At 60.5% G+C, this 18,549-nt stretch carries 14 protein-coding genes; 9 read left to right on the top strand and 5 right to left on the bottom strand.

Going from position 1 to position 18,549, the window contains the following annotated elements; genetic code table 11:
• Window positions 1–114 precede the first annotated feature (114 nt).
• From AC1DHT_RS18055 to AC1DHT_RS18045, 3 genes are all read right to left on the bottom strand, one after another.
• Window positions 115–3,786, bottom strand: a complete 3,672-nt coding sequence (locus tag AC1DHT_RS18055; RefSeq protein WP_427546529.1) for a translocation/assembly module TamB domain-containing protein — start codon at window positions 3,784–3,786, stop codon at window positions 115–117.
• Entirely contained in the window at window positions 3,783–5,510 is a 1,728-nt protein-coding gene (locus AC1DHT_RS18050) for an autotransporter assembly complex protein TamA (RefSeq protein ID WP_427546532.1), read from the bottom strand. Before AC1DHT_RS18050 ends, AC1DHT_RS18055 begins: the two co-directional genes overlap by 4 nt.
• Before the next feature lie 65 nt (window positions 5,511–5,575).
• Window positions 5,576–6,226 carry a GNAT family N-acetyltransferase gene (locus tag AC1DHT_RS18045; RefSeq protein ID WP_427546535.1) on the bottom strand — a complete coding sequence of 217 codons (651 nt, stop codon included), beginning with the start codon at window positions 6,224–6,226 and terminating at the stop codon, window positions 5,576–5,578.
• Between the two features lie 315 nt (window positions 6,227–6,541).
• Here AC1DHT_RS18045 and xthA point away from each other — a divergent pair, with 315 nt between their 5' ends.
• Window positions 6,542–7,354 carry an exodeoxyribonuclease III gene (xthA, locus tag AC1DHT_RS18040; protein ID WP_103317224.1) on the top strand — a complete coding sequence of 271 codons (813 nt, stop codon included), beginning with the start codon at window positions 6,542–6,544 and terminating at the stop codon, window positions 7,352–7,354.
• 204 nt (window positions 7,355–7,558) lie between these two features.
• The gene (locus AC1DHT_RS18035) at window positions 7,559–8,896 is read left to right on the top strand and encodes a substrate-binding domain-containing protein (RefSeq protein ID WP_427546538.1); all 1,338 of its coding nucleotides are present in this window, start codon (window positions 7,559–7,561) and stop codon (window positions 8,894–8,896) included.
• A 9-nt stretch (window positions 8,897–8,905) separates the two neighbouring features.
• Here AC1DHT_RS18035 and cobF read toward each other — a convergent pair whose 3' ends face one another.
• Window positions 8,906–9,673 carry a precorrin-6A synthase (deacetylating) gene (gene cobF / locus AC1DHT_RS18030; protein ID WP_427546541.1) on the bottom strand — a complete coding sequence of 256 codons (768 nt, stop codon included), beginning with the start codon at window positions 9,671–9,673 and terminating at the stop codon, window positions 8,906–8,908.
• Between the two features lie 257 nt (window positions 9,674–9,930).
• Here cobF and AC1DHT_RS18025 point away from each other — a divergent pair, with 257 nt between their 5' ends.
• The 7 genes from AC1DHT_RS18025 (at window position 9,931) to astA (ending at window position 17,225) form a co-directional block, all read left to right on the top strand.
• Window positions 9,931–10,785 (top strand): MurR/RpiR family transcriptional regulator, encoded by an 855-nt coding sequence (locus AC1DHT_RS18025; protein WP_427546544.1) that lies wholly within the window; start codon window positions 9,931–9,933, stop codon window positions 10,783–10,785.
• A gap of 2 nt (window positions 10,786–10,787) precedes the next feature.
• Window positions 10,788–11,432: a cysteine hydrolase family protein gene (locus tag AC1DHT_RS18020; protein WP_427546547.1), complete on the top strand. Its 645-nt coding sequence runs from the start codon at window positions 10,788–10,790 to the stop codon at window positions 11,430–11,432.
• The gene (locus AC1DHT_RS18015; protein ID WP_427546550.1) at window positions 11,429–12,781 is read left to right on the top strand and encodes a type I glutamate--ammonia ligase; all 1,353 of its coding nucleotides are present in this window, start codon (window positions 11,429–11,431) and stop codon (window positions 12,779–12,781) included. Before AC1DHT_RS18020 ends, AC1DHT_RS18015 begins: the two co-directional genes overlap by 4 nt.
• The gene (locus AC1DHT_RS18010; protein ID WP_427546553.1) at window positions 12,765–13,517 is read left to right on the top strand and encodes an N-formylglutamate amidohydrolase; all 753 of its coding nucleotides are present in this window, start codon (window positions 12,765–12,767) and stop codon (window positions 13,515–13,517) included. Before AC1DHT_RS18015 ends, AC1DHT_RS18010 begins: the two co-directional genes overlap by 17 nt.
• Before the next feature lie 143 nt (window positions 13,518–13,660).
• The gene (locus tag AC1DHT_RS18005) at window positions 13,661–15,010 is read left to right on the top strand and encodes an APC family permease (protein ID WP_427527380.1); all 1,350 of its coding nucleotides are present in this window, start codon (window positions 13,661–13,663) and stop codon (window positions 15,008–15,010) included.
• A gap of 132 nt (window positions 15,011–15,142) precedes the next feature.
• Entirely contained in the window at window positions 15,143–16,159 is a 1,017-nt protein-coding gene (locus tag AC1DHT_RS18000; protein WP_427546555.1) for an arginine N-succinyltransferase, read from the top strand.
• A gap of 31 nt (window positions 16,160–16,190) precedes the next feature.
• Entirely contained in the window at window positions 16,191–17,225 is a 1,035-nt protein-coding gene (gene astA / locus AC1DHT_RS17995) for an arginine N-succinyltransferase (protein ID WP_427546558.1), read from the top strand.
• 153 nt (window positions 17,226–17,378) lie between these two features.
• Here the strand turns inward: astA and AC1DHT_RS17990 are convergent, their stop codons facing one another.
• Window positions 17,379–17,711 carry a hypothetical protein gene (locus AC1DHT_RS17990; RefSeq protein ID WP_054597882.1) on the bottom strand — a complete coding sequence of 111 codons (333 nt, stop codon included), beginning with the start codon at window positions 17,709–17,711 and terminating at the stop codon, window positions 17,379–17,381.
• Window positions 17,712–18,549: the final 838 nt, after the last annotated feature.

Below are 18,549 nucleotides of genomic sequence, written 5' to 3'. Positions count from 1 at the left end.
CGACCATGGCGCGGCCATCGCGAGCAGGCTCGCTCCCACAGGTTCAGCGTGATCCCTGTGGGAGCGAGCCTGCTCGCGATGAGAGCGACTCGGTGTATTTGGAAGAACGGGGGCTTAGAAATCCCGCTTGTAGAAGATGTCCAGCGAACTGGCGATGCCGCTGGCGGCTTCCAGGTAGACCATTTTGCTCAGCTTGTAGCGCAAGGCGATGGTGTTGGCCGGTTCGAATACGCCGACGCCATAACGCAAACTGAGTTTTTCGGAGAGGTTGCCGCTGGCCACCACGCTGGTGGTGGTGCCGCTGCCCTGGGTGTCGAGCTGGAAGTCCTGGATGCCCAGATCCTTGGCCAGACTGCCGGTCAGATCGGAACTGCCCATCAAGCCCAGTCCCAGTGCGGCTTGAGCGAGCATGTTGTTGTCTTCGCCGTTGCTGCTCAGCGGACGCCCGAGCACCAGATAGGACAACGCCTGTTCCTGGCTCATCGCCGGCTCCGAGAAGATCTGCGTGGTCGGCTGCTCGGCGCTGCCGCTCAGGCGAATACCGGCGATCACGTCGCCTGTCTGGCGCACCGCTTCGATGTCCAGATACGGCTGATCGATGGGCCCGGCGAACAGCAGCCGCGCACGCCGTACCGTCAGGCGCTGGCCGTATGCGCGATAACGGCCATCGTTGAGCCAGAGCTCGCCGCGGGTGTCCATGTTGTCACCGATGTGCACATGACCTTGCAGGTTCGCCGTCAGGCCGAACCCGGTAAAGCTGAGCTTGTCCTCACCGACCGCCACATCGATGTCCATTGCCATGGCCATCGGCGGTTTGCCCGCTTCGGTCTGTTGGCCGACGAGCACCGTGTCATCGGAGACCTTGACCGTCGACGGCGGCAACTCACGCACGGTGATCTCGCCCTTGGGCACCTGCACCTTGCCGACAATCGCCAGTTTGTCGTTGTTGACCGAGATTTTCAGGTCCGGCGCCACTTCCAGCACGGCGTACGGCTCGACCGTGACCGGCAGTTGCGTGCCTTTGAGGCTCAGGTCCACCACCAACGCCTGGCCCCAGGCAATATGCCCGCTCAAGCTGCCCTGYCCGGCCTTGCCGCTTTTCCAGCCGCCGTTGAGCTGCACGCTCTCGCCGGTAATCTGCGCCTGAAGCTGCAACGCCTCGAAACGCGTCGGCAATTGCGGCCCGGAGATTTCACCGTCGCTGAGGGTCAGGTTGCCATTGACCTGCGGCGCCAGCAGCCCGCCCGACAAACTGCCGCTGCCATTCAAGCGCCCGGTGAGTTTCTCGACCATCGGCACAAACGGTCGCGCCACCGACAGGTCCAGACCGCTCAGACGGAACGAACCGCTCAAGGGCTTGTTCTTGGGCAGCGGATTGATCTGCGCCTGCACCATCAGCTCGCCCAACTTGCCACCGGTAAAGTCGAGCTGCGTGTCGATGCGTTTCGGGGTCAGGGTGCTGGTCAGTTTCAGCGTCTGGTAAGGGAAATCCAGCCACTGATCCTTTTCCTTCATGCGCAGCGTACCGCCGCTGGCATCGACCATGATCTGGCCTTTCGGGCCGCTGGCCGGCAGGTCGAGTTGCACGTCGGCATTGAGCTTGCCGTGCCAGGCAAAATCTTTCGGCAGCCATTGCGCGAGGCTGTCGATCGGAAACTGCTTGAGGTGGTAACGCAGTTTCGGCTCGGGCATCAGCCGCTGGTCTTCGCCGCACAGGCTGGCCTGCCCGGACATCCAGCAATGGGCGCCGAAGGTCAGCTTGCCGTCGGCCAGGCGTTCGATTCTTGCCGGATTTTGCAGCTTCCAGTCCTGGCCGCCAGCCTGAATGTCGCCACTGGCCAAACGGCCGCGCCAATTGCCTTTATCCAGATTGCCATCCAGCCCCAGCGCCAGTTTCAGTTGCGGACCTAGCAGGTCCAGTTGCAGCTTCTGGTTTTTGATATCGCCCTGGCCGCTGGCGGTCAGCGTGCCCAGTTGAGTGTCGCCGGCCTGAATGCCGCTGCCCTTGAGGTCGATCTTCGCCCGTTGCGCGCTGTCGAGACTCGCATCAAGGTTCAGGCTTTGCAGGCGATTGTCGTCGAACGCCAACTGCACGCCTTGCAGGCTGAGTTTGCCTTGCGGTGCCTTGAGGTTGCCGGCGACGTCGACCCGACCGTTGAGCTGACCGCGCAACTGCGGCCAGAGCTGGCCGAGACGTGGTGCCTTGATGTCGATCTGGCCGGCGAGTTTCTGTTGCAGACTGCCGCTGCCATCGATGCGGTTATCGCCCAGACGAATGTGCAGCGCGCTGAGGTTCCAGCGCTCACCCGCGCCATCGGCCTTGGCTTGCAAGACGGCCGGCTGACCGCGCAGCTTGCCCTTGAGGTCGAGATCGGCGTTGAGGCTCAGTTGTTCGTTTTTCATTTCACCCTTGCTGCGCAACGGACCGGCGAGGGTCCCCGGCAGCTCCGCCAGCCAGTACGCCGGGTTGATCGCCGACAAATCCAGCGCAGTATCCCAGGCAATGCCATCGGCGAACTGCAGGTTCAAATGCCCTTCGGCCTTGCCCTGCCCGGCCGCCAGTTTGAATTCCGGCAGGAAGATTTTCGTCAGGTCGCCGCTGAACGGACTGCTCAGGCTGAACGCTCCGGCCGGACCATCCAGCGCCGCCTTGAAGTTGCCCAGGTAGTTGCCGTCGCGGTAGGACACTTGACCATTGAAGCTGCGCAGCGCCACCTGGGGTTCGCCGATCAGCGGGTACAACCGATGCCACGGGAAGTCCAGCCAATCGATTTTCGCCTCGGCACTGAGGCCCTCGGACCAATCGAGTTGCCCGCTCAGCTTGAGGTTTTGCGTGTCGCTGGCGCTCAGATCAAGCCCGGCGATCTGCGCCCCTTTGGCGTCGACCTTGCCTTGCAGCAGCAACGCGACCGGGCCCTGCTCCGCTGGCAATGTCGCTTTGCCGAGCAACTGATAACCGCTTTTCAGGTCACCGTTGCCGGTCAGTTCCAGCTGATTGAGCTGCAAGGTGTCCGGCAAATCCGCGCTGGCCTTGAAGCCATCGGCGGTAATCCGCACCTTGGCCGGCAGGTTTTCCACCAGCGGTTGCAACTCACCCGTCAGTTGACCTTGCAGGTAACCGCTGCTGTCGGCGTTGAGGTTCAGGGTTTTCAACAAATCGCCGTCGACTTTCAGCGCCAGCGCCCACGGTGCTTTACCCGGTGCCGGCAAGGTCAGCTTGCCTTCGGCGCTGAGCGGCCAGTTGCCGGTTGGTTGCAGCAGCCCGGACAAATCCAGGCTGAGGTCGTCGCGTTGCAGATGTACGGAGTCGATCTGCAAGCCCTTGGCCGTCCAGTGCGCGGCCAGTTGCAGGTCTTTGAGCTGCTCGCTGCCGTTGAGCAACAGGCTGCCGATCTGCACCTCGCCCAACTGGATCGCCACCGGCAATTTCAACTCGGGCAGGCTGATCGGCCCGCTGCTGGCTTCGCTGCTCGAGGCAAATTGCAGCATGACTTGCTCAGCCTTCAATTGCTCGATGCACAGGGTCATGCGCAGCAGGCACAGTGGCGACCAGGCGAACAATGGCTTGTTCAGCTCGACCCGACTGCCCGTTTGCTGCCAGAGCAAGTGATCGGCACTCCATTGGCCGCCCAGGCGACCCTGGAAATTCTCCACGCTCAAACCCGGCACCTGGCCCAGCGTCCAACGGCTGCCCGCTTGTGTACCGAGCAAGGCGCCGATGCTCAGCAACAGCAACGCCACCAGCGAGAGCATCGCCAGCAGCGCTATTTTCAAACCACGCTTCACAGCTCAGGCCCCATGGAAAAGTGCAAACGAATACCACCGGGATCATCCAGCGCATGGGCCAGGTCGAGGCGGATCGGCCCGACCGGCGAAACCCAGCGCACGCCGACGCCGACCCCGGTCTTGAGGCTCGGCAGGTCCAGCGTGTTAAACGAGTTACCCTGATCGACAAAGGTTGCGATCCGCCATTTCTCGGCGATGGAATATTGATACTCGACGCTGCCAGCCACCATGTAACGCCCACCCACGCGGGCACCGTCGGAGTTTACCGGTGACAGACTCTGGTAGTCGTAACCGCGCACGCTCTGATCGCCACCGGCGAAGAAGCGCAATGATGGCGGAATGGTTTGATAACCATTGGTGGCACTGCCACCTAACTGTGCACGAGCGAGGAACCGATGATTGTCCCACACCGTGGTGATGCCTTTGACCAATGCAGTGCCATACACCACGTTATTGTCCGAACCCAACCCTTGCTTGGCCACCTTGCTCTCGAACTGCAAGCGGTAACCGTTGTGCGGGTCGATGCGGTTGTCACTGCGCAGATAGGAATAACTGATGCCGGGCATCAACAAGGTACTCAGGCCCGAATCGTCGCCCAGGCGATACTCCTCGCGCTGCCATTTCAACGAGATCACCCGCTGCCAGCCGCTGGGCAATTTGCTGTGCCATTCAGGGCCTACGGTCAGCAATTTGCTCAGGCTGTCGGTGTTGGCCAGTTCTTCATTTTGATAACCACCGGCAAAGCGCAGTTTGTCGGTGAGTGGCGGGTCCAGTGGCACGTCGTACCAGAGGCCGACGTTCTGCCGTGGCGCCGAGACTTCCGCTTCCCAGCCATAACTGTGGCCTTCAGCGTTGACCCAGTGCCGGGTCCAGTTGGCCTTGGCCCGTGGCCCGACGTCCGTCGAAAAGCCCAGACCCAGGCCCATGGTGCGTGGTTTGCGCGTGTCGAGTTTGACCGCCACCGGAATCACATCGTTGGCCGCCGCGGTCGGCGCGGCATCCACCCGCACCGCGTCGAAGTAGCCGCTCGATTGCAACGCCTGATTGAGTTCAGCGATCAGTTCGGAGTCATACGGCGCCCCGCTCTTGAACGGCACCATACGTTGCAGCAGGTCTTCGTCGAACGGCGTATCGCCGGTAAAATTGACTTTGCCCAAGGCATAACGCGGGCCACTGTCGTAAATCAGTTCGATGTCCGCAACACCGGCCCGAGGGTCGACCAACAGTTTCTGGCTGGTAAAGCGCCCGCTGAAAAAGCCGAAGCGCGAAGCCTGATTCTGGATCAGCCGCTTGGCGTCTTCGTAATGGCCGTGATTAAGCACAGCACCGGATTTGAGCAAGTCGCTCTTGGGTACACGAAAGGATTTGAGGCTGGCGGCCGGGCCGTCGACACGAATGGTCACGTTGCGCAAATGCACCGGTTCGCCGGGGTCGATGTTCAACACCAATGTTGGCGACTTTCCGTTTTTGACTTCGCTTTCTATATGGGGCTGGTAGTAACCCAAGGCCTGGGCGGCCTTGCGGGCCTGCTCTTCGGCGCCACGACGAAAGCGCAACAAGGCATCCTCATCGCGATCGCCGAGGCTGCCGATATAGCCCTCTATATTGGCCTTCAGTTCATCGTTGGACGGTTTGATCCTGACGTCCAATTCACTTTGCGCCAGGGCCGCTACGCTGCTGAACAGCACGAGCAAACCGCTGGTAAATCTTCCTGGAAACTTCATAAGCGGGGATGCTATCACGAGCGTAGGGGCGTGATAGAGCGAACAATCTGAACAATAATTCGATCTCAACCCGTTGCGCTGTGCAGCACCTGCGGATTGGCATGGAAAAACACGTGTTCGAGAACAGGCCCTACAGCGACCTCGCCAATCTCTTCATAACCCTGCCGCTTATAGAACTCCAGATAACGCGGATTTCCGGTGTCGAGTACTACACCTTGGGAATGCTCGTCGACGGCGCACCAGTTATGCACGGCTGTAAGCAACTGCTCACCAAAGTGCCGGCCTTGAAATTCCGGATGAATCCCCAGCAACGGCAGAACATGCACCGAGTCCGATGGCAGGCAGGCCGCCACCGCCGCGTGATACTCCAGATAACGTCGGGTGCAACGCAACCCGGTGCTCAGTACCATCTTCAGGCGCCAGGCCCAGCTCTCGGTGATGCCCAGACGACGTTGCGGTGGCGCGATCAGTGCAATGCCGATCAGCCGGTCATTGATCAGCAGACCGATCGCCGGCAATTCCTGCACAAAATGTTGTTCGACCAGCTCCCGTATCGTGGCCCGGACCCGGTGTTCATAGCCAGGACGCTCGGCCTCGAACAGGTACTTGAAGACCGGCTCATGTCGATAGGCGTGGTACAGCAAGGAGCGAGCTTCGTGCGAATAGCCACTGTCGAGCCGGTGGACATCAGCGATGGCAGTTGAGGTTTCAGGCATGACGGTCTATCTCCCCCGTTGAAATACACTGCAGGACTGCCACGTAGCAGCTGCCGAGCCTGCGAGGCTGCGTTCGAGGACGAAGTCCTCGCAGATCCTGGATCGACGTTTTACCTGGACAAACGCGCTGCCTGATTCAACGACTGCTTCGCAGCCGAACGCAGGCTCGGCAGCTGCTACAAGTGTTAATACGAACCCGGTGCAACGGTGATCGTTCCCACATTAAAGGACATTAGCAGTGCATCTGCCCTACTGCCACGCTGGCTCCCTTCCTACATGTCAGCTAGCATCGCACTTTTGCCAGGACTGCCGACCATGAAGATCGTCTCGTTCAACATCAATGGCCTGCGCGCCCGCCCCCATCAACTGGCGGCACTGATCGAGAAGCACCAGCCGGACGTCATCGGCTTGCAGGAAACCAAGGTCGATGACGTCCAGTTCCCGCTCGCCGAGCTTGAGGCGCTGGGTTATCACGTGAGCTTCCACGGCCAGAAAGGTCATTACGGCGTCGCCCTTATGTCGCGCCAGGCACCGCTCGCGTTGCACAAAGGCTTTGCCAGCGATGAAGAAGACGCCCAGCGCCGCTTCATCTGGGGCACGTTCGCCGATGCCAACGGCGTACCGGTGACGATCATGAACGGCTATTTCCCACAGGGTGAAAGCCGCGACCACCCGACCAAGTTCCCGGCCAAGGAGCGCTTCTACAACGACTTGCAGACGCTGCTCGAAACCCAGTTCAGCAATGACCAGCCGCTGGTGGTGATGGGTGATGTGAACATTTCCCCGGAAGACTGCGACATCGGCATCGGCCCGGACAACATGAAGCGCTGGCTGAAAACCGGCAAATGCAGCTTCTTGCCGGAAGAGCGCGAGTGGATGGCCCGTTTGAAGAACTGGGGCCTGGTGGACAGCTTCCGCCACCTGAACCCGGACGTGACAGATCGCTTCAGCTGGTTCGACTACCGCAGCCGCGGCTTTGAAGACGAGCCCAAGCGCGGCCTGCGCATCGACTTGATCCTCGCCTCCCAAGGGCTGCTGCCACGGGTCAAGGCCGCCGGTGTCGACTACGAACTGCGCGGCATGGAAAAACCTTCGGACCATGCGCCGATCTGGCTTGAGCTGAGCTGATTTCCAGAGATCAACACAAACTAATGTGGGAGCGAGCCTGCTCGCGATAGCAATCTGTCAGTCACTTTAAATGTGACAGGCATTGCCTCATCGCGAGCAGACGAACGTCGCCCGGCTCTTCCCACAGTTAACATCGTCATATTTCAGCAACCTTTCTGTCTTATTCTCCCGACACTTCCTGTGACCTTAAAAGGTGTCGGCTCGATGCTGCGCGTCCTGTTACCGCTGCTGCTCTGCGGTTTGCTTCCTCTCTCTGCCACCGCCGCTGCGCTGCCGATACCCGAGCGTGGGCCTGCCCTGCGCATTCAAGGCTCCAACACCATCGGTGCGGACCTGGGCCCGGCGCTGGTCAAAGGGTTGTTGCTGGAACAAGGGCTGCTGAAGGTCCATAGCGAAGTCTCGGACAGAGATAACGAGCAGCAGATTGTCGGCCAGACGGCCCAAGGTCGGCGGGTGGTCGTGGACATCGCCGCCCACGGCTCGAGCACCGGGTTCGCCGCACTGAAAAACGCCAGCTCCGATCTTGCAGCGTCTTCGCGTCCGATCAAGGACCGCGAACTGGTCGACCTCGAAACCCTCGGCGACCTGAAAAGCCCGAACGCCGAGCAAGTCATCGCCATCGACGGCCTGGCAATCATCCTGCATCCGAAAAACCCACTGACCCAGCTGAACACCGAACAACTGGCGCGGATTTTCAGCGGTGAAGTGAAAACCTGGGAAGAACTCGGCGGCACCGGTGGCCCTGTAAACCTCTACGCCCGGGATGACCATTCGGGCACCTATGACACCTTCAAGGAACTGGTCCTGAGCCATCGCGGGAAAACGCTGGCCGGTTCGGCAAAGCGCTTCGAATCCAGCGAGCAGCTGTCCGATGCGGTCAGCCAGGACCCGCAAGGCATCGGCTTCATCGGTTTGCCTTACGTGCGTCAGGCCAAGGCCGTGGCGATTGTCGATGGCGACTCGCAACCCATGTTGCCGCTCAACAGCCTGATCGCCACCGAGGACTATCCGCTGTCGCGTCGGTTGTATTTCTATTTACCAGCCAATGGCCAGAATCCCTGGGCCAACGCATTGGTGACATTCGCCCAGAGCAGTAAGGGTCAGGCAATTGTCGCCGCCAGTGGTTTTATTGCGCAGACCGTGCAAGCCATGAACGTCGCGCCGAACCCGCAGATGCCCGACGGCTACCGGGCAATCATCGAACACGCAAAACGACTCAGCGTGAATTTTCGCTTCGAAGAAGGCAGCGCCAGCCTGGACAACAAGGCCCGGCAGGACCTGTCGCGGGTGCTCGATTATTTAAAGCAGCACGACAAGCTGAACAAACAGGTGACACTGGTTGGCTTCGGCGATGCCAAGACCGATTCGCAGCGGGCCGCCCTGCTATCGAGGCTACGTGCCATGGCCGTGCGCCGCGAGTTGGTGAAAAGTGGTGTGGTGTTTCGCGAGATTCGTGGCTTCGGAGCCGAAATGCCGGTGGCGGCCAACAGTGCCGATGAAGGACGGATCAAGAATCGCCGGGTGGAAGTCTGGGTCTACTGACAGCCGCGCTCACTCTGGCGATTCAGGCTTGCGCAATAAATAGGTGTCCATGATCCAGCCGTTGGCCAACCGTGCAGCTTTCCTGACCCGCGTTATCTCTTGCGCAACGTCTTTGAGCTTGCCGGAAATGAGAATTTCATCCGGCGTGCCAAGGTAGGCGCCCCAGTAAATCTGCTGCTCCTGATCGGCCACCTGCCGGTAGGAATCTTCTGCATCGAGCATCACCACCAGGCTGTCAGCCTCGCTGACCTGGCCCGCAGCCAGTCGGCGGCCGGTGGTGATTTCAACCGAGCGCCCAATCCGGTTCAACGGCACCTTGTGCCGCGCCGCCAAGGCCTGGACGCTGCTGATGCCGGGAATCACCTCAAAGTTGAAGGTACAACGACCGGAATCGAGGATCGCCTGCAAGATCCGCAGGGTGCTGTCATACAACGCCGGATCGCCCCACACCAGAAACGCCGCACACTCGTCGTCCGTCATCTCTTCGTTGATCAAGCGCTCGAAGATCTGTTGCTTGTCGCGGTTCAGATCGACAACGCTGGCGTTGTAGTCCACATCGCCACGCACCCGCTCGGGGCTGTGGGCCTCGACGAAGCGATAAGCCGGATCGGTGATATAGCGCTCGCAGATTTCCCGCCGCAGGTCGATCAGCGTGTCCTTGCTCTGCCCCTTGTCCATCAGAAAGAACACATCGACCCGGTTCAGCGCATTGACCGCCTGCATCGTGATGTATTCGGGATTGCCGGCACCGATGCCAATGACCAGTAGCTGCTTCATGAATGCTTCACCTTGCTGTGCGTCATTGAGTCCAACGGCTTATCCGTGGAAAACGCGCCAGTTTCCTACACGAATTAAAGCACTAGCGTACAACATCAAGCGAAACCCACGCAGGCCTTGTCGGACAAGACTTTCGCCCCACTTCAGTGCTTTTCAGGCACATGGAAAAATTCACTAGACATGTAGCATAAATTACATAAATACTGATTTAACGGATTATGAAATAAAAGCAACACACCCCTCTAGCAGGAGCTCGGATGCCCTCACTCAGAGACCGGATCACCGATCCCGGCCTGGACCTCACACCGTCGGAACGCAAAGTCATACGTGCATTGCTGGACCAGTACCCGCGTAACGGGCTGGGCCCGATGTCGCGCCTGGCCGAGCATGCCGGCGTCAGCGATCCGACCATCGTGCGCCTGGTGAAAAAGCTCGGCTTCGGTGGCTATGCCGATTTCCAGGACGCGCTCCTCAGCGACATGGATCATCGACTGCGCTCGCCCAGCGCGCTGTTGCAACCGCGTTCGCACCTCAAGCAAGACGATGCCTGGACCCATTATCTGGCGGACAGTCACCGTGCCCTGCTCGACACCCAGGCCCTGACCCAACCCGAAGATGTGCGCATTCTGGTGGAGTGGCTGCTGGATACACGGCATCAGGTGCATTGCTTCGGCGGACGCTTCAGCAGTTTCCTCGCCCACTACCTGCTTAATCATTTGCGCTTGTTGCGTGCGGGCTGCTTTGCCCTGGAAGACAACGCGCAACTGCCTGATCGGCTGTTCGATGTGCAACGCCAGGATGTGGTGTTGCTGTTCGACTATCGACGCTATCAATCCCAGGCACTGCGCGTCGCCAGCGCGGCCAGGAACCGGCATGCGCGCGTCGTGCTGTTCACCGATATCTACGCCTCGCCGCTGCGCGAGATGGCCGATCTGGTGATCACTGCGCCCGTAGAGTCGGCGTCGGCCTTCGACACCCTGGTGCCGGCGCTGGCCCAGGTCGAAGCCTTGATTGCCTGCCTGACGCTGCGTTGCCCCGATCTTGCCGAGCGGCTCGAAGGCATCGATGCACTACGAAGCGATTTCACCACTCACCTGCTGGAGGAAAAATAAGGATGTTTATGCTCCCCCATCACTCGCCCCGCGACCTGCCGTTTGTCACCGACCACACCGCGCTGCTGTTGGTGGACATGCAACGCGCCTGGCTTGAGCCGCAGTTCGACCCGCATCTGCAAGGGCCTGACGCCAGGTATTTCCTCGAGCGCACCCGCCAGCAGGTGATTCCCAACCAGCTCAGGCTGTTGGCCGCCGTGCGCACGGCTCGGCAGAACGTTCTGCACACGCTCATCGAAAGCCTCACCGCCGACGGTCGCGACCGCTCGCTGGACCACAAGCTGTCGGACATGCACCTGCCAAAAGGCAGCCCGCACGCCGCCATCATTGAAGAGCTGACACCGGTCGAAAACGAAATCGTCTTGCCCAAGACCTCCTCCGGGGTCTTCAACTCGACCAACATCGACTACGTGTTGCGCAATCTGCAAACCCGCCACCTGATCATCGCCGGCATCGTCACCGACCAGTGTGTCGACATGGCGGTGCGCGATGCGGCTGATCGCGGCTATCTGGTAACACTGGTAGAAGACGCCTGCGCGACCTACACCGAGCAACGCCATCTGGCGTGCCTGAATGCGATCGAGGGCTATTGCTGGATCACCGACACCCAAACCGTGGTCGACCGTTTGCAGGCGTTGCAGGCATGAGCCGCGCTAACAGCAGTGAGCCCCTGACGCCTGTGGCAATGACCACCATCGTCACCACGGACCTGATCGGCGTGACCCGCGGCCGGTCGTTTCCGACCGATGAACTCGAACACTACAAGACCGCCGGTTGCGGTTGGGTCCCGGCCAATAGCGCGCTGACCCCGCAAGACATCATCGCCTCCAGCAACCCATGGGGCGCCTACGGCGACTTGCGGCTGATCCCCGACCTGGCCAGTCGCGTGACGGTCGGCAACGGTCCCGATGCCAGCGCGCCGGCCCTGGATTTCATCCATGGCGACATTTGCGAAACCGATGGCCGCCCATGGGCTGCCTGCCCGCGGACGCTGCTGCGCAACGAAGTACAGCGTTACCACGATGAACTGGGGCTGCAGATCACGTCGGCCTTCGAGCACGAATTCAACCTCACCACCGGCAGCGCCCAGGCCGAGCATCTGGCGTTTTCGCTGGAAGCCCAGCGTCAGGGCGCGGCGTTCGGCGGCTGGCTGCTCAGCGCCCTGCGCGCAGGTGGGGTCGAGCCGGAAATGTTCCTGCCCGAATATGGCAAACACCAATACGAAATCACCTGCCGGCCGACCCTGGGTGTCGCGGCGGCCGACCGCGCGGTCAACGTGCGCGAGATCACCCGTGAGATCGCCCGGCAAATGGGCCTGAACCTGAGCTTTGCACCCAAGACCTCGGAACACGCGGTGTGCAATGGCGTGCACCTGCACCTGAGCCTGCACGACCTGTCCGGCGATCCGGTGTTGTATGACGCCGGGACTGCGAATGGCCTGTCGACCCTCGGCCAGCACTGGTCCGCAGGCGTGTTGCACTACTTGCCGGCCCTCTGCGCATTGACTGCGCCGACACCGATTTCCTATGAGCGCCTGCAACCGCATCACTGGAGCGCATCGTACGCGTGCCTGGGCCAACGCAACCGCGAAGCCTCGCTGCGGATCTGCCCGACCGTGAGCCTGGGCGGCAAATCCGAGGCCGCGCAATACAACCTCGAATTCCGCGCCATGGACGCCACGGCCTCGCCTCATCTGGCGATGGCCGCCGTGCTGATTGCCGGCCGACTGGGCATCGAACAACGCCTGGCGTTGAACGCGATCACCGATGAAGTCCCGGATTCGCTGAACGAAGAACAACGCCAGCGCCGCGGCATCGTCGCCCTGCCCGCGTCACTCGCGCAGGCCCTGAGCCACTTGCGGGGCAGCGAAGCCTTGCTTGAAGCCTTGCCAAGCGCCTTGCTCGACACTTACTTCGCCGTCAAAACCGAGGAACTCGCCTTGACCCAACACCTGTCGCCCACCCAACTCTGTGAGCACTATGCACGTCTCTACTGAGTCCGCCGAGTTCGGGCTCTACACCGAGCCGGCTTACAGCCTGAGCCGGGAAGCGTCCGAGCACCCGCTGATTCTGGTGTGTGAACATGCCAGCCGCTACATCCCGACGGCCTTGAACGATTTGGGGTTGAGCAGCGAGGCCGCGCACGAGCACATTGCCTGGGACATCGGCGCGCTGGCGCTCGCCGAAAGCCTGTCCAAAGCCCTCGGCGCAACCCTGCTGGTGGCCAACTACTCGCGCCTGCTGATCGACCTCAACCGTCCGTTGCAGGCGCCGGACAGCATCCCGGCCAAGAGCGAAATTTACCCGGTGCCGGGCAATCAGAACCTCGACGAAACGACCCGCGACTACCGCCGCGAGTGCCTGTTCAGGCCGTTTCACACACGCCTTGGCGAACTGATCGATGCCCGCGTGGCCGAGGGCCTCACCGTGCGGGTGGTGGGTATTCACAGCTTCACGCCGATCTACTTCGGCCAGCCTCGAGCGCTGGAAGCCGGCGTGCTGTATGGGCAGGCCGAGGAGTATGCGAACCGGCTGATCGACGGGTTGGCCAGGCATCCATTGCGGGTCGCCGGCAACCAGCCCTACAAAATCAATCCGGCCGCCGACATGACGGTGCCGGTTCACGGCGACGCCCGTGGCATCGACTCGGTGCTGATCGAGGTGCGCAACGACCTGTTGCGCAATCGGCTGGCGGTCCAGACCTGGAGCGATTATCTGGCACCACTGCTGTAGAGCCACGGCCTCAAGCGAACCGTTTCAAGCTGAAAAAACATGGATGGTTGTACCGGTAAAACAACGATAACAAACGCTGTAGCGTGTTTTTACCTGCCTGTTTCAAACACATTGCCATAGTGGCTTACAAGGAGAACGGCTTCATGGAAATAGAAGAATTCGGCTACAAGCAAGAGTTGAAACGCAGCCTGTCGCTGACCGATCTGGTGGTTTACGGGATGATTTTCATGATCCCCATCGCCCCGTTCGGCGTATACGGCTACGTCAACCAGGAGGCGCCCGGCATGGTGCCGCTGGCCTACATCATCGGCATGGTGGCGATGCTGTTCACCGCCTTGAGTTACGGCAGCATGGCGCGGGCCTTCCCGATCGCCGGCTCGGTCTACTCCTATGCTCAACGCGGGCTGCACCCGCATGTCGGCTTTATCGCCGGCTGGCTGATGCTGCTCGACTACCTGCTGATCCCGCCGCTGCTCTACGTGTATGCGGCGATGGCATTGAATCACCTGTACCCGGACATTCCCAAGGTCGGTTTCATCCTCGCCTTCCTGGTCAGTGCGACCTTCGTCAACCTGCGGGGAATCACCTTTACCGCACGGATGAACATCATCTTTCTGCTGGCACAACTGGTGGTGCTGGGAATCTTCCTGTTCTACGCCTGGACCGCCTTGCACGGTGGCGCCGGCAACGGCCAGCTGACCCTGGCGCCGCTGTACAACCCTGAACACTTCAACTTCGCGTTGCTGATGCAAGCGGTGTCGATTGCGGTGTTGTCGTTCTTAGGCTTCGATGCGATTTCGACCCTGGCCGAAGAGATCAAGGGCGATCCAGGCCGCAGCGTCGGCAAAGCCGCGTTGATCACGCTGGTGGTCATGGGGGTGATTTTCGTCGTGCAGACCTGGATTGCCACGGACCTGGCCGCCGGCATGGGCTTCAAGTCCGCCGATACCGCATTCTATGAAATCGCCGAAATCGCTGCCGGCAGCTGGCTGGCGACTGTCACCGGTGTAGCCACGGCACTGGCCTGGGGCGTGGCGGTGGCGATCACCTCGCAAGCCGCGGTATCGCGCTTGCTATTTGGCATGGCACGCGACGGCAAACTGCCCAAAGTACTGGCCAAAGTCCATCCGAAACACAACACCCCGTACATCAGCATTTACCTGGTGGCGGTGCTGTCGCTGCTGATCTGCTACCTGTTCATCAACTCGGTGGACACCCTGACTTCATTGGTGAACTTCGGGGCTTTGAGCGGCTTCATGCTGCTGCACCTGACGGTGATCAACTACTACTGGCGTCGGCAGAAGTCCGGCCAGTTGATCCGTCACCTGGTTTGCCCGGTGATCGGCTTCATCATCGTCAGCGCCATCCTTTACAACATGGGTGTCGATGCGCAAAAGCTCGGCGGTATCTGGATTGCAGCAGGCCTGGTCTATCTGTTTTTCCTCAACAGAATCGGCGCCAGCGCTGTATTGCCGGACCCTTCCAACAGTTAGAAAAGGTCAGTACTTAAAACGTCGAGCGGTCGCTGACAAGGATTAGCCGACCGCCGTTGTAGTGCGTGGAAACCGACAGTGATAGTCAAGCCTGATGCCCGGTATCAGGCCCTTTGATACAGGAGTGCATCCATGCTGGCCTTACGCCCAGTTCAGTTATCCGACCTGACTCAGTTGCAACAACTTGCGCGTGACAGCCTGGTGGGTGTCACCTCGTTGCCAGACGACACCGAGCGCCTGCGTCAGAAGATTCTCGCATCCTGCGCATCGTTTGCCAGTGACGTGAAGAGCCAGGGTCCGGAGAACTATTTCTTCGTGCTGGAAGATCTGGCCGGTCAACGGCTGCTGGGCTGTTCGGAAGTCCTCGCGACCGCCGGTTTCAACGAGCCCTTCTACAGCCTGCGCAATCGCCCGTTCACCAGTGAGTCGCGCGAGCTGAACATTCATCACGGGGTGCCGGCGCTGTCGTTATGCCAGGACCTCAGCGCCCATACCTTGCTGCGCGGTTTTCACATCAACACCGAGCTTGAACGCACGCCCTCCTCGGAAATGCTTTCACGGGCCCGACTGATGTTCATCGCCGCCCATCCGCAACGCTTTTCCGACGCCGTGATTACCGAAATCGTCGGCTACAGCAGCGACGCGGGTGAATCGCCATTCTGGGATGCACTGGGCAAGCACTTTTTCGACCTGCCCTACGTCGAGGCCGAACGTCTCTGCGGCTTGCAGAACCGAAGCTTTCTCGCCGAATTGATGCCGCACTACCCGATCTACGTGCCGATGCTGCCGCAAAGCGCTCAGGCGTGTATTGGCCGGATTCATCCGGATGGCCAGGAAGCCTTCGATATCCTTGAACGTGAGGGCTTCGAGACCAACAGCTACATCGACCTCTTCGACGGTGGGCCAACACTGTTTGCACGCACCCCAAGCATTCGTTCGATCGCCCAGACCCGCACGGCCGTTGCCCGCTTGAGTTCACACAGCGGCGGCAAGACGCCGTACCTGCTGAGCAATGATTCTTTGGAAAACTACCGGGCGATTGTCGCCGAACTGGACTGGAGCGCAGACGAACCCGTCCTGCTCGACGCCACTCAGCTTGACGCCTTGCAACTGGACAATGGCGGCCCGATTCGGCTGATTGCGCTATGAAGCAGGTCTTCCGCACTCAAGGAGCTCCATCATGATCGTGCGCCCGGTTCAAATGACCGACCTGCCCGCGTTACTGGCGCTGGCACGCAGCGCCGGCCCGGGGTTCACTTCGCTGCCGGCCAACGAAGAACGTCTGACCCTGCGCGTACGCTGGGCGCAGCGGACCTTTGCCGGTCAGGTTGAGCGGGCCGACGCCGACTACCTGTTCGTGCTCGAAGACGACGATCAGCGGGTGATCGGCGTCAGCGCCCTGGCAGGTGCCGTCGGGCTGCGCGAGCCCTGGTACAACTACCGCGTCGGATTGACGGTCAACACCTCGGCAGACCTGGGAATCCGTCGACAAATCCCGACCTTGTTCCTCAACAACGAAATGACCGGCCAATCGGAAATCTGCTCGTTGTTCCTGCGCCCGGATCAGCGCCAGGGCCATAACGGCCGCCTGCTGTCAGTCGCGCGATTGCTGTTTGTCGCCGAGTTCCCGCACCTGTTCGGCGAAAAACTGATCGCCGAACTGCGCGGCAGCGCCGACGAGCACGGGTGCTCGCCGTTCTGGGACAGCCTGGGTCGACATTTTTTCAAAATGGATTTCAGCCACGCCGATCACCTGTCCGGGCTCGGCAACAAGTCGTTCATCGCCGAGCTGATGCCACGTCAGCCGCTGTATACCTGCCTGCTCACCGAGCAAGCCCAGGCGGTGATCGGCAAGGCCCACCAAAACGCCGAACCGGCGCGCAGAATCCTCTGCAACGAAGGCTTTGCCCATAAGGGTTACATCGACATCTTCGACGGCGGCCCGGTCATCGAAGCCCAGGTCTCGAAAATCCGTGCCGTGCGCAACAGCCAGTCGCTGGACCTGATGGTCGGCACACCTGACGACAACGCGCCGCTCTGGCTGATCCATAACCAGCGCCTGGAAAACTGCCGGATCACCGCCGCCCGCGCCCGACTGGTCGGCAACAGCTTGCTGGTCGATCGCCTGACCGCCAAGCGCCTGCAATTGCAAGCAGGCAGCTCCGTGCGTGCCGTGCCGTTGCTCAAGCAACAACGGCAAGCAGTTGCCGCATAACGTGCCAGACAAACAGCAAAAAACCCGCACATGGCGGGCTTTCTGCTTGATGGGGTCAAATCCTTTTGTCAGTTCAATCTGCGCTTCAGGATGTGAGTAATTCGTGAAAAGCCTGTCGCAGGATCGAGAAAAAGACAGACTGCACTGAACACTCTATTTAACTGATGCCGAAACCGGTTCTGGCAACCGCCGCCCAAGCACATCCAGCAGATCACAACCGTCACGCAACGGAATGGCGCACAGCAAGGCGAAATCGTTGAGGATCACCGAATCGCTGGCAATCTCCCCGCGCATGGCCAGGTTCTCCAGCACTTGAGTCACCGCACGAATGCGATAACGGGCAGCGTCGAGCAGGATATCGAGTGGTGCGTGGGTGTCGACGAACAGGGTCGGCATGTCGGAGCAGTTGCTGGTGAGGGCCATGTAGCGGTTGGAAGGATGGGAGGTTGGCGGGACGTAGGGGGGATTGGGGGTGTAGGTGTTCATTTTTGAAGCCTCTAGTAGGTATGGAAGCTGCCATCGGCCTTCCTACAGGCTTGGGTGGCAGCTATACGCGGGGTAGGAATACCGAGTACCAGAGAAACTCGACCACGCCGAAGCGTGCCCGCGCATAGCCGCCGCAGCTGATCTTACGGGCACACAGTAACGGCCGCAAATCAGGTGTCGACGCTTACGCGTCTCTCATGGTTTTGAAGGGTTCCTACACCCTGTCACTGAATGTGCAGTGACACCTGAAGCCTATCGATGAAGCCCAATTCACGCCAGTTCATGGACACCGCTATAACGTGCGGGAAATCTCCGACGAGCTTGCCTAAAAACATCACTGCCTGAGCCACCGCTCATCGCAGCATCGGACTCTACACAACATTGAAATGCCACGCAGGACTACGCCCGTAGCAGCTGTCGAGCCTGCGAGGCTGCGTTCGGCCGCGCAGCGGTCGTAAAACCAGACACCGCTTTCGTTCGGGAAAACCGTGTTCCCAGGATTTGCGAGGACTTCGTCCTCGAACGCAGCCTCGCAGGCTCGACAGCTGCTACGGACATCACCCACCCAAAATAAAGTAGCGCCCCCCAACCACTCAACAGGCCGAGCGTTAGCTCGCCTGCCGCTGTTGATCTTGATCCACCCGCCCCTWTCGGGAGGCCGAGTGGAGGTGTTCATCAGGGGGYGGGCGCGCAGCGCCGTACGGCGCAGCCGGACACATCGAGAGGAGGTCGTCGCGAAGCAGACCGTAGGCGATGCCCCCTGATGGACACCGGAGTGAGGGAACGCCGAGCCTAGGCGAGGTGCCGKACGCTTGGGGCGAGCGTTTTTTTGCTTTGC

It is taken from the genome of Pseudomonas sp. 05N432, from assembly GCF_056396945.1.
The sequence above is the reverse complement of the archived record's forward strand: the minus strand, read 5'-3'. Positions and strand labels throughout refer to the sequence as shown.